Below are 16,182 nucleotides of genomic sequence, written 5' to 3'. Positions count from 1 at the left end.
ATTCCGCCCCCGCATTCCACTAACGGAATTCGTAAGTGAGCCAGCTCTCATGGGCGCCCTCACACCCGACAGCCCCCTGAACAACCCACAGCAAACACTCACACGCACCGCGTCAGCGGATTTCGGGGACCGCCCGGGCACGACCCAAGGCCCTGCCCGGGCGCCGGCACGGCTCCGTCTCAGGAAGCCTGGTCGAGGGCCGCTCGGGGGTGCGGGATCGGGGTTTCCACGGGCGCGTCCGCGGGCGTGTCCGTGGTCTGGTGCAGGGTGACGGTGCGGGCCGGGGCGGGGATGCGGATGCCCTCGGCGCGATAGCGTTCGTGCAGGCGTTTGATGAACTCGTGCTTGATCCGGTATTTGTCGCTGAATTCGCCGACCCCGAGGATCACCGTAAAGCCGATCCGGGAGTCTCCGAAGGTGTGGAACCGGACGGCCGGCTCGTGGTCGGGTACGGCGCCGTCGACGTTTTTCATCACGCTCTCGGCGACCTCGACGGTGACCTGTTCGACGCGCTCCAGGTCGCTGTCGTAGGCGACGCCCACCTGCACGGTGACGGACAGCATCTGCTCGGGCCGGCTGAAGTTGGTCATGTTCGTGCCGGCGAGCTTGGCGTTCGGGATGATGACCAGGTTGTTGTTGAGCTGCTCCACGACCGTGATGCGCCAGTTGATGTCGCGGACGTAGCCCTCTTCGCCACTGCTGAGGCGTATGTAGTCGCCGGGCTGGACCGTCTTCGAGACAAGAATGTGCACGCCCGCGAAGAGGTTGGCCAGCGTGTCCTTCAGGGCCAGGGCGATCGCCAGGCCGCCCACGCCGAGGGCGGTGAGCAGGGGGGCGATGGATATGCCGAGGGTTTCCAGCATCACGAGGAAACCCATCGCCAGGACCGCGATGCGCGTGATGTTCACGAATATCGTGGCCGATCCGGCCACGCCCGAACGGGACTGCGCCATGGTGCGCACCAGTCCGCTGATGACCCGGGCGGCGGTGAACGTCGCGATGAGGACGACGCCGGCCGTCAGCACTTCGTCGATGATGTGCCCGACCTGCCGGGTCAGCGGGAGGGCTCCGGCGGCGGCCGCCACGCCCGCCGCCACAGCGGACCAGGGGGCGAGCGTGCGCAGTATGTCGACGATGATGTCGTCGCCCTGCCAGCGCGTCCTGAGGGCGCGCACGCCGAGCCAGCGAAGGATCACCCGCAGCACGAGGGCGACGGCCAGGCCCGCCGCCACGGCGATGCCGGCGACGATGATGTCATGCAGCGTCAGATCCCGGTTCACCGGTGCCCTCCTCGCCCCGCGGAGAAGGGGGCAGCGGCGTCGTACGCCACCGCCGGAAACCCGGAGTCATGACCGGAGTAATGATTCGTCACCTTGTACCTGTCTGTCCCGACGGATCGTGCCCGCGCCGGGTCACGGCTGTGATCCGGCGCGAGAAGTCATCCTGCACCACGCCCGTTTCACCCCTGCACGCCCGGGGTGCTTCTTCCGGACGATCCGTCAGGGAGTCGGCCTGCAGGGTGGAAGGCACCACTCACCGGTCGGATCCGGGGGGCCGAGCGGGGCGTCGGCGCCGGGCAACCGCCGCGCGGTGAGGGCGACGTGACCCGGGCCTGATGGCACGGCCGGCCGGGCTGCGGCTATGTGACGGACTCGATTATCCATCCCCCGCGCGGGCCGGGAGCCGGGAACCATGCACATCAGCATTGGCCAACGCTCCGTCCGCCGGCAGCACGAGGCGCCGCCGCGCACCAGGGCGGAGCCGATCGCTGCGGGGGCCGTTCTCATGCATCGCATCATTTTGTCGGCCGACGACCTGGCACGCGTGCGGATCAGTGAATCGGATCTCCTCTCCATGGAGGCGTTATTCGCCTTGGAGGCACTCCGGGAAGGCCGCGGAGAGGGATTCCGCGCATGGCGGCAGGGGGTGTGCGGGGGCGGTCGGCGGGCCGATCCGAGAATGGAGCGCGTCGCGACGCTGATCCGGGTTCCCGGCGGCCCGGGAAGACTGCTGGAATTGTGTACCGGCGGGGGACGCCACTCCGTGGTGCCCCCGGCCCGCGCCGGGGTTCCGCCGGTGTCCGTGCATTCCGCGGTGCAGGATTTCCAGCAACTGGCCGTCGCACCTCACTGGGGGCGGATCCGCGCCTATCTGGGCGACGTCCGGGACACCCTGCGGGACATCATGTGCCGTGACGGCGTGGAAGTGCTGCTGGACTCGCTGGGCCCGGGAATCCGCTGGAACGCCCCCGCCCTGGAGATCGCGGGCGTGCGTTCCGGGGAGACGGAACTCGACGGCAGCGGCCTGGTGCTGGCCCCTTCCTTGTTCCTGCAGCGCGCGGGACATCTGCTCCCGCCCGCCCGGCAGGGCGTGCACCGCGCCCCCGTCCTGGTGTTCCCCGACCGTCCGGGGCCGGAGGAGCTCACCCGGCTGCTGGGCGGCGGACGGGCAGCAGCCAGTGCGCACTGCGGAGCGGACAGCCTCGCCGCCCTCGTGGGGCGGACCAGAGCGGCTGCCCTGCGCGCGCTGCACGAAGGCTGCACCAACGCCGAGCTGGCCGACCGGCTGGGCGTGTCCGCGGCCGCGGTGAGCCAGCACATGGCGGTCCTGCGGGCCGCGGGCCTGGTCTCCACGCGCCGCAACCGCAGCCATGCCATCCACACCGTCACGCGGCTCGGCCGTCTCCTGCTGCAGGGCGAGGCCGCGGAGCGGCACCCCGCGGGCCCGGCCGTGCCCGCGGCGGCGGTGCGTCAAGGCCGGGAGAGACGGGCGCCCGCGGCCGCTGCGGTGGCGCTCTGATGCGGTTACCTGGAACTCTCCGGAATTAAAGGGCAATCGCTTGACGATAGTGCCCCTGCCCGGGTAGACGAGCCACGAATTACCGGACGGTACATCTCCGGTTAAGCGTGAACTTACGCCGATTGCCGGCCGGTGACGAGCGGGTGGATGCTTCTCGTACCGGAACGGAAAAGCGTTCCACTCCCCGGTCGCTGAACTCCGGCAACCGACAACCGGAAACCGGTAAACCTGTAAACCGGCAGACCGGCAGACCGGCAGACCGGCAGACCGGCAGACCGGCAGACCGCAACTCCTACAGAACGGCGGGAGGGCACCATGGATCCGAGGTACGAGGCGTACACCATCGCCGATTCCACGTGGTACGAGCCGCTGGATCGCTGCCAGGACTCGGATTCCCTCTTCTCCCTCTCCGTGCGTGAACTCCCGGAGGGCTGGCGGAGGCAGCACCAGGGCGTATGGGAATTCCTGACGCCCGGTGGCTCCGGACAGCTGCCGGAGCAGGGCTGGAAGATCCATGTGAGCGCGACGCCCGGCGCCGCGGAGGAGACGATCGAGGCGGCGTGGAGCGTCTGCCGGCGGCTGGAGCTGCCGTGGAAGTTCCTGCGCAGCCGGCAGATCGTCGCCGCGATGAACACCAAATACGCCCACCGGGCCGCGAGTGGCAAGACCGTGACCGTCTATCCCCGGACCACGGACGATCTGCGCACGGCTCTGGAGGAGCTGGAGACGGTGATGCACGGTCGGCCCGGCCCCTACGTGCTGTCCGACCGGCGCTGGAACGACGGCCCGGTGTCGGTCCGCTACGGCGCCTTCACGCTGATGTGGTGCGAACTGGCCGACGGCTCGCGGGTCCCCGCGCTCCGCACCCCCCAGGGACGGCTCGTGCCCGACCAGCGGCGCCCGGTCTTCTCCCTCCCCCCGTGGGCCGGCGTCCCGGACTTCCTCGCGGAGCAGCCGGCGGCCGACGGCGCGTCGGCCTCCCTCGGCGGCTACGAGGTCCGCAAGGCGCTCCACTTCTCCAACGGCGGGGGCGTCTACCTCACGGCGGACGGCGAAGGACGGCAGGTCGTCCTCAAGGAGGCCCGGCCGCACGCGGGCCTGGACGCCAACGGCCTGGACGCGGTCGAGAGGCTGCGCACCGAGGACGCGGTCCTGGAGGGTCTCGCGCACCTGCCGTTCGTCCCTCGACGGTACGGCTCCTTCTCCGCCTGGGAACACCACTACCTCGCCATGGAGTACGTCGAGGGGGAGACGGTCAGCGCCTGGCTGGGGCGCGAGCACCCGCTCACGCGCCACCGTCCCACCGCTGAGGCCCGTACGCGCTTCGCCGCCTCCGTCGTCGAGCGGATGGAACAGGTCGCCGCGTGCGTGGAGGCGCTGCACGGGGCGGGAGTGGCCTTCGGTGACCTCCACCACCGCAACATCCTGATCCGGCCCGACGGCACCGTGGCGCTCGTGGACTTCGAGCTCGCCACCCCGCTCGCCTCGGTCCGCAGTGCTGCCCTGGGGGCGCCCGGCTTCGCCGATCCCGCCCTCACCGACCCGCGCGAGGCCGACCTTTTCGCCCTGGGCTGCTGCCAGCTCGCCGCCCTCGTTCCCCTCACCGTGCTGACGTTGCGCAACCCCCGCGCCGTGGCATCGCTGATCGAGCTGGCCCGGGCCTCCTTCCCTTCCCTGCCGCCGGAGTTCACGCGGCAGATGACCGAACGCCTGGCGCTGTCACCCGCGCTGCGCCCCCACTTGCCACCCTCCGAAACGCTCTCAGGGACGTCCTCACGCACAGCCTTAGGAACGTCGCCAGGAGCGTCGCCCGGCGCACCCGACGGCACGCTCGCCGCCGCCCCACCGCCCCTGACCGCGCCGTCCGCGGAAGCACTGCTGCGCGGCATCTCCCGTGCGGCTTACACCGGCCGTAAGGACCGGCGCTACCCCTGCGACGTGGCCGGGCACCGTCCGGGCGCCTCCCTGGGGCTCGCGTACGGCACTCCGGGCGTGCTGTGGGCACAGCACGCCGCCGGAAGCACCGTCTCCGAGGAGGACGTCGGCTGGCTGGCCGATGCCGCACGCCACGCTCCCTCGGACGCACCGCCCGGTCTCTACGACGGGCTGGCGGGCGCCGCATGGACCCTGCACCGGCTGGGGCACCCGCAGGGTGCGAACCTGGTCGACCGTCTCCTGGCCGGCCCCCTGCCCGCCTCGCCCGGCCTGTTCAGCGGACTGTCCGGAATCGCCCACCTCCTCCTGGACGTCGGCCTGAAGGACGAAGCGCTCGCACTCGCCCTGCGGGTACGGGAACAAGTGGGCTCCAAAGGGCTGCTGGACCGGCCGGGGCTGATGTACGGCTGGTCGGGTCCGGCGGTGCTGTTCGCCCGCTGCGCCGAAGTGACCGGAGACCTCCAGTGGGCCTCTGCGGCCGAACGCGCCGTGCGGTGCGACCTGGTGCACTCCCGTGACGTGGACGGCATGCTGCAGATGCACAGTTCGAGCCGGCTGCTTCCCTACCTGGCGGAAGGCTCCGCCGGCGTCGCGATGGCCGCCCTCGCGCTTCCTCCGCCCCAGGCGGACGCGGTCGGTGCCGACGGCATCGTGACCGGTGCCGCCCGGGCCGGTGCGGTGGACGTCGTCCTGCAGGGCGGGTTGTTCAACGGCCGCTCCGGACTGGCGTACCTGCTCTCCCACGCCCTGGCTCGCACAGGGCGGTGGCAGGAGGAGCTGGACAGTCATCTGCGCGCCCTTCCCCTGCACTTGGCGCCGTACGAGGATGCGCACGTCCTGCACGGCGACCAGCTGGTCCGCCTCTCGACGGACCTGGCGACCGGCTCCGCGGGCGCGCTGATCGCGCTCGTGGCCGCCAAGAACCCCGGCAGCCGTCTGCTCCCCGGCGCTCATCCGACCTGCGGGTGACCGCCTGCCGGGAGCGACGCTCCGGACCACCCGGACCGACAAGCCCGAGAGAGGAGGTGGAAAGACATGCAGAACATCCTGGCCCTGCAGGAGCTCGACGAGGAGACCGTCCTCGACGCGCCCTTCAGCTCCGTCAGCGTCGTCGTGTGCCACTGACGCTCAGTCAGGAACGGCTGAACCACCGCCCGTGAAACAAGCGCGGGGAGGCCACAATGTGGGTGGCCTCCCCGCGCTGCTTCCAGCTTACGCACTGTGGAGGGCAGAAGACAGTGTCCGTGGCGCCCCGCCCCTCTCGCCCCCTCGCCGGACCGATGCCGATGCGCCGCCTCTTCCTCGCCGAAGCGCGCGCCTACCCCGGCCGCCTGGCCGGAGCCGCGGTGGCCTGTGCCGTGACGGCGGCCGGCGTGGGCGCCTGCACGCTGCTCCTGATCGGTGCGGGCCGCGGGGACTTCCCCGCCCGCTCCGTGGCGGCGGCCCAGGCCCAGGACGCCCGCAACCTGCTCTCCTTGCTGCTGTCCATGCTGCTGATGTGCGCCGTGCTGGTGATCGGTTCCACCGTGTCGCTGTGGACGGGGCAACGGCTCGGGCAGTTCGCCGTCCTGCGGGCCCTGGGGGTGACGGCAGGGCGGTTACGTCGCATGGTCGCCGGTGACGTGGCGCGGCTGGCGGTCGTTGCCGCTGCCGTGGGTACGGCGGGCATGCTGCCCCTGGCGCAGGCCGGCCGGCGCCTGCTGGTGGACCGCGGCCTCTTCCCCGAAGCGGCCTCGCTCCCCTCCTCGGGGCAGGTGTGGGGCACTGCGTTGGGCGTATGCGTCTCCACCGCAGCGGTCGCCGTCCTGGCGGCCATGGCCGGAGTGCTCGCCGCCGGGCGTGTCAGCCCCGGTGCGCTCATGAAGGACACGGAAGGGTCCCTGGCGTCCCGCCGCAGCCGGGCGAGACTGCTGACCGGCCTGGGCATGGCCGTGGCGCTGTGCGTTCCCCTGCTGTACGTCATGGCCTTCACCCCGCTGCCGTCGACGGTGCGGGCTGCCGTCGCCCCCGGCCTGGCCCTGGTGCTCATTCCCACGCTCGCGGCCCTCGCGCCGTGGATCGTGCCCCTGCTGACCCGGCCGGTGTGTGCCATCCTGCGCATCGCGGACCGGCGAGTGGGACGCATCGCCGCCGCCGGGCTGCGGGCGGCCCCCGCACGGACGACGGCCATGGCGGTGCCCGTCCTGCTCGCCGTGGGGATCGCCGTCTGCCTGCTGGGCACCGGCGCCACCATGGGAGAGGCCGTCGCGCGCCAGACCGCCGACGGGCTGCGCGCCGACGCTGTCGTCACCGCCCGCCCCGGGCACCGGCTCCCGGCCCCGCCCGCCGCGGCCCCCGGCGGGACGGGAGCGCCCTCCGGCGTCACCGCCACGGTGCTGGTGGCCACACGGATCACCGCTCCCGCCACGTCCTTGGACGACCAGCCCTCCCCCGTGGACGCCTGGGGAGCCGACGGCCCTCCGCTCGCGAAGTCCCTGGACCTCAAGGAGCGCGAAGGCCGGCTGTCGGACCTGCGGGAGGGCACCTTCGCCGCCGGCGCCGGCCAGGCAGAGGCCCACCACTGGAAGACCGGCCAGAAGGTCCGGCTCGCGCTCGCGGACGGATCCCGCCCCGAGCTGACCCTCGTCGCCGTCTACGAACGCGACCTCGCCTTCCCGGCGTTCGTCATCGCCCGCACCACGGCCCTTGAGCACACCCGGGACCCGTACGCCGACCGCATCCTGCTCAGCGGCGCGTACGCCTCCTGGCCGAAGGAACCGGGCCGGACGGTCGCCTCCCGCGCGCAGTACCTCGACGACCTGCGGCCCCGTAACCCCGCCGACGACCTCGCCACCCGCCTGATCGTCTCCGTCGTCAGCGGCTACGCGCTGCTGGCCGCGGCCAACACCGCCTCCCTGGCCCAGCGCGACCGCCGCGCCCAGCGCGCGCACCTGCGCGCCCTCGGGCTGAGCAGGGGCCAGTTGCTGCGCTGCGTGCTCTACGAAGCGTGCGGCGCGGCCGCCGTCGGAGCGGCGCTGGCGGCCGCCACCGCCCTCGCCTGCCTGGTCCCCTTCGCCGCCACCCTGGGCACCGGGGCGCTGCCCGCCCTGGACGTGCCGTGGACCGCCGCGGTCCTGGCGGCCGCCTTCCTGGCCGTCGCCCTGCCCGCGGTGATGACCGCCCATCCGATGTCCACCGTCCGGCAGCAGTTCGCAAGGAGAGCGGTGTGAAGCAGCAGAAGCAGAAACTGGGCAGCCGGTTCTGGCTGCTGTTCAGCGGGGAGGCCGCCTCCGCCGTGGGCACGGCGGCCTCGGTCATCGCCCTGCCCATGGCCGCCTTCCAGGTCAGCGGAGACGTCCGGCACGCCGGATTCACCAGCACCGCGCTGTCCCTGGGGATCGTGGCCGCCCGGCTGCCCGCCGGGGTGCTGGCCGACCGCTACCAGCGCCGGACGCTCCTCCTCCTGGGCAACGCCGTCGGCGCCCTGGTGCTGGGCACCCTGGCGGTGCTCCGCGCGGCGGGCTCCGTCCCTGCGGGCGCGCTCCTGGCCGCCGCCTTCCTCCTCGGCGCCGTGGGCAGCACCCTCGCCCCCGTCGAGAACGTGGCTGTACGCACCTTCGTCCACGCGGATCTCCTGCCCCGCGCCCTGGCGCTGATCCAGAGCCGCGCCGCGCTCGCCCTGATCATCGGCCCGCTCGTGGCCGGCGTGCTGCTGAAGGTCAACGCCGCGTGGGTCTTCGCCGCCGACGCCCTGACCTATCTGACCGCGGCCTCCTGCGCCTTCCTGCTGCCCGCCAAGGCGGGTCCCACCGGCAAGCAGCAACCGCCCCTCCGGGCCGTCACCGAAGGCCTGCGCTTCCTGTGGCGGTCCCCCTTCCTGCGCTACGGCGCGCTCAACGCCACCGTCCTCAACCTCGTCTTCAACGGCCTGCTCATCGTCGTCATCGCCTCCTGCGACAGGACCGGCGCGGGCTCGGTGGCGGTGGGCGTGCAGACCGCCTGCTTCGGGGCGGGCGCGGTGGCCGGGTCCCTGGTCGCCGCCCCGGTGGCGCGCAGACTCCCGGCCGGCCGGGGCATCGCGCTGGCCACCGCCGTCATCGCCCTCGCCCTGCTCGGCTTCGCCACGGTCCGCAGCACGTGGGGCGCGGCCCTCATGCTGGCGCTCGCCACCGCCGGCGGCCCGGTGATCACCGTGGTGCTCTCCTCGATGCAGATGCGCATCACGCCGCCGCAGCTGCAGGGGCGTGTCCACAGCGCCAGTGGCTTCCTCTCGCAGGCCGTCGCCCCGCTCGGCCCCACCCTCGCCGGGGCGGGCGCACACGCCTTCGGCCTCGGTCCCACGGTCACGGCAGCGGCCGTCCTGGTCGTCCTCCTGGCCGTGGTGGGCTGGTTCACCACCGCCCGCCGTACGGTGGTCGCGGAGGCGCGGCAGTCCCTGGGCACGCAGGCGCCGGCGGAGACGCAGGCGCCTGCGAGGGTGCAGGCATCGGCGGAGGTGCAGGGGGGCGCGGACGCGCAGGAGGCCCGGGCCGGGGATGCTCCGGCCGCGGAGGCGAGCCGTGGCTGACGCCCTGGACGTCCCGGACGTCCTGCCGGAGGACCCCTACCGCTGGCTGGAGGAGGACTCTTCACGCACGCGCGCGTGGCTGACCGCACAGCAGCGCCTGCTCGCAGCCCACCGGGAGCGCACGGACGACCGCGACTGGCAGGCGCTACTGGCCGGGATCGAGACCGCGACCGCCGGGCGCCTCCTGAACCCGCCGGTGGAAGCCGGGGAATTGCTGTTCCAGCAGGTGCTGAGCGCTTCCGGCGGCCAGCTCCTCACCGCGACCGACCCGCACGGCCGCAGCCGCACCCTCCTGGACACTGAGGAGCACGCTTCCCCCACCAGGACGGCGAGCTGGCACCCCGAGCCCCGTGGCCGCGCCGTGCTCGTCCAGCTCCACCACGAGGGGCACGAGAACGGCGGCCTGCACCTGATCCCCACCGACGGCACCGCACCGACGGAGTATCTTCCCGAGGCCTCGCCCCACCCCGCCGTGGCCTGGGCCGGCGGCCTCCTGCTGTACAGCGCCGGCACCCGCACCGAACACACCTTGCTCGCCCGTCCCTTACGCACCGACACGGCCGGGAACGCGGCCCGGCATCCGGCCCGGACCGTGCCCCTTCCCGTCCCCGGACCGGTGAGGATCACCCTGCACAGCGGACCCGGCGGCCACCTGCTGCTCCGTACCCGGACGGCGAAGGAGCCCGGGGCACGGTGGTGGTGCACGCGCTGGGACGGCCGCGGCGCACCCGGCTGGCAGCGCCTTCCCCTCGACCACCTCCGTATCACCGCGTTCGCTCTCGGCACGGACCGCCTCTACCTCGCCACAGGCCGGGAGCTCTCGGCACTGGGCCTGCCGGACGCGGCGCCCGGGCACGGCACGGCCCCCGCCCCTGTCCCCCTCCCCTGCCCCGCCGGTGACGGGCACCTTCCAGGGGAGATCAAGGCCTTACGCGTCCTGGGGCGGGACGAGTCCCCCTGCCTGGCCGTGCTGAGGCAGCACGGCACCGTCCGGTACGTCGACTTGCGGCCCGTCGGCGTGCCCGCAGAGGGCCGGGGCGTCACCGAAGCGCCCGGCCGGGGCACCACGGTCCTGACCTGGCGCGCCCGGCTGCGCTTGGGTCCCGCCTCGTACGGTGGCGACGGCCGTCCCGGTGACGCGCTGTGGGTCCTCGCCGACGATCCCCGGGACGGCTGCTGGAGTCACCGCCTCACCGCGGGCTCGGCGCCCGTCACCCCGCCGGCAGGCCGCTCCTCCCTGCGCACCTCCACCGCCGTCAGCGACGACGGCACCTCCCTGCCGGTCACCATCTGCGACCCGCCCTCCGCCGGGACCGGCCCGCTCCCGGTCCTGGTCACCGTCTACGGCGGCTTCGGCGTCCCCCTCGAACCGTCCTGGGACCCCATCCTCGCCGCCTGGCTCACCGCCGGCGGACGCGTGGCCTGGGTCCACGCCCGCGGCGGCGGCGAATTCGGTGCGGAGTGGGCGGCGGCGGGGCGGGGAGAGGGCAAGTCGCGCACCGTCGACGACCTGTGCGCGGCTGCCCGCGCCCTCGTCTACCAGGGCGAGGCGCGGCCGGGGCGGCTCGCCGGGCTGGCCGCCAGCAACGGCGGGCTGGTGCTGGCCGCAGCCGTGCTCCGCGCCCCTCGCCTCTTCTCCGCCGTCGCCTGCGCCGCGCCCCTCACCGACATGGCCCGCTACACCTCGGGCGGCGGCCTGGGCCGCCTGTGGCGGGACGAATACGGCGACCCCGCCGACCCGGCGGCGCTCGCAGCGCTCCTCGCGTACTCGCCCTACCACCACGTGCGGCAGGGCGAGCCCTACCCGGCCACGCTCCTGATCACCGGAGGCAACGACGCACGCGTCCCTCCCTGGCACGCCTGGAAACTCTGCGCCGCGCTCCAGGAGGCGCCCTCGGGCCGGCAGCCCGTCCTCCTGGACCACCAGTCCGACACCGGCCACAACGGGCGCACCGGTGCCGCCGCCACGGCGCTCGGCGCACGCGTCCTGGCCCTCCTCGCCTCGCGTGCCGGCCTCGCCCCGCCCACGAGACGAATCCCCTCCCCGCCCGCCGACGACGTGAACGCGCCCACCCCGCTCCGGGCGCCCCGGCAGCCGACCGCACCCGCACCGTCCTAGAGGAGCACCGCATGACCTGGGCACACCTGCGCCACGGCCCGGCACACCAGCCCTCCGCACAGCACCCGCCGGCAGCCCCGCCGGCCGCAGCCGCAGTGGACCTCACCAAGGTGTACGGCGGCGGAGCGCGCCGCGTCGCCGCCCTCGACCGTGTGAGCGTGTCCTTCCAGCAGGGTCACTTCACCGCCATCATGGGACCCTCCGGCTCCGGCAAATCCACGCTCATGCAGTGCCTGGCCGGGCTGGACACGCCCACGTCCGGAACGGCCCTCATCGGCGACACCGACCTGGCCCGCCTCCCGGAGCGGCAACTGACCCGTCTGCGCCGGGAACGGATCGGGTTCATCTTCCAGGCGTTCCACCTGCTGCCGGCCCTGACCGTGGCGGAGAACATCACCCTGCCCCTGTCCATCGCCGGTCGCCGCCCGGAGCGTCAGTGGCTCGATCAGGTCATCACCACGCTCGGCCTGACGGACCGGCTCGGCCACCGCCCCGGAGAGCTGTCCGGCGGGCAGCAGCAACGCGTCGCCTGCGCCCGGGCCCTCGCCGGGCGCCCCGACATCATCTTCGCGGACGAACCCACCGGCAACCTCGACACCCCCACCGGTGCCGAAGTCCTCTCCCTCCTCGCCCACCTGACGCACCACATGGGGCAGACCATCATCATGGTCACCCACGACCCCGCGGCCGCCGCCTACACCGACCGCGTCGTCTTCCTGGCCGACGGCCGCATCACCGACGAACTCCACCGCCCGGACGCGGACCGGATCCTGGACCGCATGAAACGCTTCAACAACCCGTGACGGAGGCGGCCGGCAGGCCCGCCTCGTCGAGGAGCCGGCGCATGTCGGCTGCCGGGAGGGCCGGATTCCGTGCTGCGTCCTGTGCGGTGTCGGGGTCGGCGAGCAGCTCGTAGAGGCGGGGCAGGGGCAGCCTCGGGTCACGGGCCGCCTCGTGGCGTACGTAGGCGGCCATGTCCCTGGTGAGCCGGTCGAGCAGTTCGGGTGAGGCGTCGGGGGCGCGGATCGCGTGGCGGCGCAGTCCGGGGTCCTCGTGGTGTGCGAGGGCGGCCAGGCGGTGCCGGGGGAAGCCGGGCTTGTCGGGCAGCAGCCAGCGGCTGTAGCCCTCCCACTGCAGGAAGACCTGCCACATGAGTTCCGGCGGCGGTGCCGGGTGGTTCTCGCACAGCAGCAGCCGGACGGCGAAGTCGTCGTCCTCGGCGAGGCGGGCGACGAGGTCGGGCGGCAGGTGCGGGCTGACGGCGGCGCTGCGGCGCAGCCAAACGTGGGCCGAGTGGACGCAGCGGCGCAGTACGTCCGTGTCCTCGCGGGCTTCCCGGACCCAGGTCAGAGGGGCCAGCCGTTCACCCGGTTCGATCGTGTGGTCGACGGCGGCGCGCTGGGCCTCCGTGAGCTCCGGGCGGGCGGAGACGGCGAGGCGTACGGGACGGTGGGGGTCCCGGGCGAGGTGGGCGACCAGGTCGGCGGGGAGGGAGGGGTTCTCGGCGATCGCCATCCGCTCGGAGGGCTCGTCGCTGTACGCGAAGCGTTCGGCCAGGCGGCGGTCGAGCCGTCCGTGGGCCAGCAGGAGGGAGCGGTCCCGTCCTTCGAGCTCGTCGACGAGTTCTGCGGTGTGCCGGACGTCGCCGGATGCGGCGCGGAGGGCGGCGGCTCGCCGTACGGACGGCTCTTCGTCGGCGAGCAGGGCTTCCCGGGCGCCGGGCGTCAGATCGCGCCACACGCGGCAGGCGGCGTGACGCAGCTGCGGGTCCGGGCTGTCGGCGAGACCTGCCAGGAGGCGGGTGGGAAGGGACGGCGACATCAGCGCTTCCTGACGGATGGTCGGGCGCGGGTCGCCGAACAGGCGCTCGTAGGTCTCGTCGGGCAGGGGCTCGGGCCGGGTCCGGAAGACCAGGGGGCCGGCGGCCAGGGCCAGCCGGACCCTGGGTTTGTCGTCGATCAGGCGCGCCCGCTGCGCGGCCGGGGCGAGCGGGCTTCCGGCGAACGCGGACCGCACCTTGATGTCGGGGTGGTGCACGATCGCCTCGATCACTTCGCCGGGAAGGCCGGCGCGGCGCGCCACCCTCTCCCCCACGACGGCGTCCTCCGCGCGCAGGAGGCGCAGGAGGACGTCGGCCGGGGCGGCGGGGTTGCCGGCGAGGCCGTACGGGATGTCGGACACAAGGCTCCGGTCGCTCGGTGGAATGCGTGGGTCGGGGCGCTGTCTCAGCCGGCGCCGGCGTTCGCGCCCGGGTCCGTGTCGAGGCCGTCGATCAGGCGGTCGAGGAAGCGGGTGAACGTGGCCTCGGGGGTGAGCGGTCGCCCGGGCGCGGCGAGGGCTTCCGCGAGCTCGGGGTGGTGGCCGTCCGCGGCGACGGCGGCGAGGTAGCGGGCTTCGGCTGCGGCCCGGTCCGGTGACCGGGCGGCCGCGCCCTGCGCGATCTCGTGGGCGACGTGTGCGGCGACGAATCCGGTGAGCTGGGCGAAGACCTCCAGCTTCGCGGCGCCGTCGAGCCGGGTGGGCCGCAGGGCGGTGAGTGCGCGCTCCAGGAAGGCCAGCGTGTGCGGGCCGAGGGACCGGCGGGCGGACAGTGCGGCGGGGAGCCAGGGGTGGCAGAGCATCAGGGCGCGCTGCAGGTGGCCGATGGCCTTCAGGTCGGTGCGCCAGTCTCCGGTGAGGGGATCCGTGGTCGGGAGCTCGCCGCTGACGTGGTCGACCATCAGTTCCAGCAGGGTCTCCTTGTCGGGGGCGTAGTTGTAGAGCGACATGACGCCGGCTCCGACCTGGGCGGCGACGCGCCGCATGGTGACCGCTTCCAGGCCTTCGGCGTCCGCCAGGGCGACGGCTGCGGCCGTGATGGCCTGGCGGCTGAAGGCGGGTTTGCGCCCTCTGCCGGACCGGCCGGAACCGAGCCAGAGCTCCTGCGGGTCGACTCCGCCGGCGCCGGCGCCGTCTCCACGGGTCACGTTCCTCTTACCCCTCTCCTCACCGCTGTGACTTGCGGGAACCATCCAAGCATCCCCTATTCTCGTACAGCGTACGTAAATGATGGAGGGGACACCATGACACCGCCCGAACACCACGCCGCGCCGAGGACCGCCTGGGCCGCACCGTCCGGCTCCGGGAAGCCGCCGCTCGGATCCCGGCTGATGAGGGCGACGTGGCGCCGCCTGCCGGCCGCACGGCACGACGTCGGCTGGGAGCCGGGGCTCGCGGTACCGGCCGCGGACGGCAGCCCCCTGCGCACCGACCACTACTTCCCCCGCACGGAGGGCGACTTCCCCACCCTGCTCGTGCGTTCCCCCTACGGCAGGGGGCTGCCGTGGTCACCGATGTACGGGATGCTCTTCGCCGAACAGGGCTTCCACGTGGTGCTGCAGAGCTGCCGCGGCACCGGCGGCTCGGGCGGCCGGTTCGACCTGTGGCGCAACGAGCCCGCCGACGGCCGGGCCACCGTGGCGTGGCTGCGGGAGCAGCCCTGGTTCACCGGAACGCTCGGCACCGTCGGCCCCAGCTACCTCGGCTACGTGCAGTGGGCCCTCGCCCTGGATCCGCCGCCGGAGCTCAAGGCGATGGTCGTCCAGGTCGGCCTGCACGACCCGTACGCCTTCTTCCACGCACAGGGCGCGTTCCAGCTGGAGAACGCCCTCGTCCACGGCGTCGGCATGACATACCAGCACCAGGGGACCGTCCCCTTCGTGAAAGCGGCGCTGCGCCTGCAGCGGCGCCTGCGCGAGATCACCTCCGCGCGGCCGCTGCGCGGGGCGTACGTCCCCGCCCTCGGCGAAGTGCCGTGGCTGGACGACGTGATGACGCACCCGGACGCCAGCGACCCCTACTGGGACGGCGCTTCGCTGGCGGAGGCGGCGGAGCGGCTGAGCGTGCCCACCGCCCTGATCACCGGATGGCACGACGCGCTGGCCGACCAGACCGTCGAGCAGTACGCCCGCCTGCGGCGTGCCGGATGCGCGACCTCTCTGCTGGTCGGCCCCTGGACCCACACCACCGCGCTGCAGCAGGGCTGGCCCGAGGTCTTCGCCGAGAGCCTCGCCTGGCTGCGCGCGCACCTGTGCGACGACCGCGCGGGCCTGCGCCCCACTCCCGTGCGCGTGCGCGTCGGTGGCGAAGACGCCTGGCGGGACCTCGACGACTGGCCGCCGGCGCCCGGCAGGAAGACGGCCTGGTTCCCTGTGGCGAACGGGGGCCTCGCCCGGCAGGCCGCCCACGAGGCCCCGGGGGCGTCCGTACCGCTGCTGACCTTCCGCTACGACCCCGCCGACCCCACTCCCTCCCTGGGCGGGCAGTTGCTCTCCCGCGGCGCCGGCCCCCGGGACAACAAGGCGCTGGAGGCGCGGGACGACGTCGTGACGTTCACCAGTGCGCCGCTGACCGCTCCCGTGGACGTCCTCGGCCCGGTCTCGGCGCGGCTACGGGTCTCCGCGGACACCGGCTGCGCCGACCTCTTCGCGCGGCTCTGCGACGTGGACGCGCAAGGCCGTTCCGTCAACGTCTGCGACGGGCTGAGCCCGCTGCAGGCCGCCGGGCAGGCCGTCTGCGAGGTCACCGTGCCGATGAGCTCCACCGCCCACCGCTTCGCCGCCGGTCACCGCATCCGCCTGCAGATCAGTGGAGGCGCGCATCCGCGCTTCGCCCGCAACCCCGGCACCGGGATGCCGCGAGCGGAGGCCACCGGCCTGGTGCCGGTACGGATCACGCTGCATACGGGCTCGGCGCTCGACCTGCCCCAGGCGGCCGGGGTGGTGAGCGGCGAACGGTAGCCGCC

General features: G+C 73.5%; 11 protein-coding genes. 8 read left to right on the top strand and 3 right to left on the bottom strand.

Features of this window, described 5'->3' with window-relative positions; genetic code table 11:
- Positions 1-179: 179 nt before the first annotated feature.
- Positions 180-1,280 carry a mechanosensitive ion channel family protein gene (locus tag ACSNOG_RS17920; RefSeq protein WP_436753645.1) on the bottom strand — a complete coding sequence of 367 codons (1,101 nt, stop codon included), beginning with the start codon at positions 1,278-1,280 and terminating at the stop codon, positions 180-182.
- Between the two features lie 796 nt (positions 1,281-2,076).
- Between ACSNOG_RS17920 and ACSNOG_RS17915 the strand changes: the two genes are divergently transcribed.
- The 7 genes from ACSNOG_RS17915 (at position 2,077) to ACSNOG_RS17885 (ending at position 12,202) form a co-directional block, all read left to right on the top strand.
- The gene (locus tag ACSNOG_RS17915; RefSeq protein ID WP_436753644.1) at positions 2,077-2,799 is read left to right on the top strand and encodes an ArsR/SmtB family transcription factor; all 723 of its coding nucleotides are present in this window, start codon (positions 2,077-2,079) and stop codon (positions 2,797-2,799) included.
- A 315-nt stretch (positions 2,800-3,114) separates the two neighbouring features.
- Complete coding sequence (gene lanKC / locus ACSNOG_RS17910; RefSeq protein ID WP_436753643.1) at positions 3,115-5,703, top strand: class III lanthionine synthetase LanKC; 2,589 nt, start codon at positions 3,115-3,117, stop codon at positions 5,701-5,703.
- 66 nt (positions 5,704-5,769) lie between these two features.
- Positions 5,770-5,859 carry a class III lanthipeptide gene (locus ACSNOG_RS17905; protein ID WP_436753642.1) on the top strand — a complete coding sequence of 30 codons (90 nt, stop codon included), beginning with the start codon at positions 5,770-5,772 and terminating at the stop codon, positions 5,857-5,859.
- Between the two features lie 155 nt (positions 5,860-6,014).
- On the top strand, positions 6,015-7,943 hold the full coding sequence (locus tag ACSNOG_RS17900; protein WP_436753641.1) for an FtsX-like permease family protein: 1,929 nt from the start codon (positions 6,015-6,017) through the stop codon (positions 7,941-7,943).
- The gene (locus ACSNOG_RS17895) at positions 7,940-9,280 is read left to right on the top strand and encodes an MFS transporter (RefSeq protein ID WP_436753640.1); all 1,341 of its coding nucleotides are present in this window, start codon (positions 7,940-7,942) and stop codon (positions 9,278-9,280) included. Before ACSNOG_RS17900 ends, ACSNOG_RS17895 begins: the two co-directional genes overlap by 4 nt.
- Positions 9,273-11,399 carry a prolyl oligopeptidase family serine peptidase gene (locus tag ACSNOG_RS17890; protein WP_436753639.1) on the top strand — a complete coding sequence of 709 codons (2,127 nt, stop codon included), beginning with the start codon at positions 9,273-9,275 and terminating at the stop codon, positions 11,397-11,399. The genes ACSNOG_RS17895 and ACSNOG_RS17890 overlap by 8 nt, the downstream gene beginning before the upstream one ends.
- 11 nt (positions 11,400-11,410) lie before the next feature.
- Positions 11,411-12,202: an ABC transporter ATP-binding protein gene (locus ACSNOG_RS17885; RefSeq protein WP_436753638.1), complete on the top strand. Its 792-nt coding sequence runs from the start codon at positions 11,411-11,413 to the stop codon at positions 12,200-12,202.
- On the opposite strand, the gene ACSNOG_RS17880 is transcribed toward ACSNOG_RS17885, so the two are convergent.
- A complete protein-coding gene (locus tag ACSNOG_RS17880) occupies positions 12,189-13,580 on the bottom strand; it encodes a hypothetical protein (RefSeq protein WP_436753637.1) in 1,392 nt (463 codons plus the stop codon). The two genes, ACSNOG_RS17885 and ACSNOG_RS17880, sit on opposite strands and share 14 nt — an antisense overlap.
- A 44-nt stretch (positions 13,581-13,624) precedes the next feature.
- The gene (locus tag ACSNOG_RS17875; RefSeq protein ID WP_436753636.1) at positions 13,625-14,365 is read right to left on the bottom strand and encodes a TetR/AcrR family transcriptional regulator; all 741 of its coding nucleotides are present in this window, start codon (positions 14,363-14,365) and stop codon (positions 13,625-13,627) included.
- A 96-nt stretch (positions 14,366-14,461) separates the two neighbouring features.
- Here ACSNOG_RS17875 and ACSNOG_RS17870 point away from each other — a divergent pair, with 96 nt between their 5' ends.
- Positions 14,462-16,177, top strand: coding sequence for a CocE/NonD family hydrolase (locus tag ACSNOG_RS17870; RefSeq protein WP_436753635.1), 1,716 nt, complete (start codon positions 14,462-14,464; stop codon positions 16,175-16,177).
- Positions 16,178-16,182: the final 5 nt, after the last annotated feature.

The organism is Streptomyces sp. URMC 124 (assembly GCF_051386455.1).
Lineage (GTDB): Bacteria > Actinomycetota > Actinomycetes > Streptomycetales > Streptomycetaceae > Streptomyces.
This window is presented reverse-complemented; position numbering and strand designations above follow the sequence as displayed.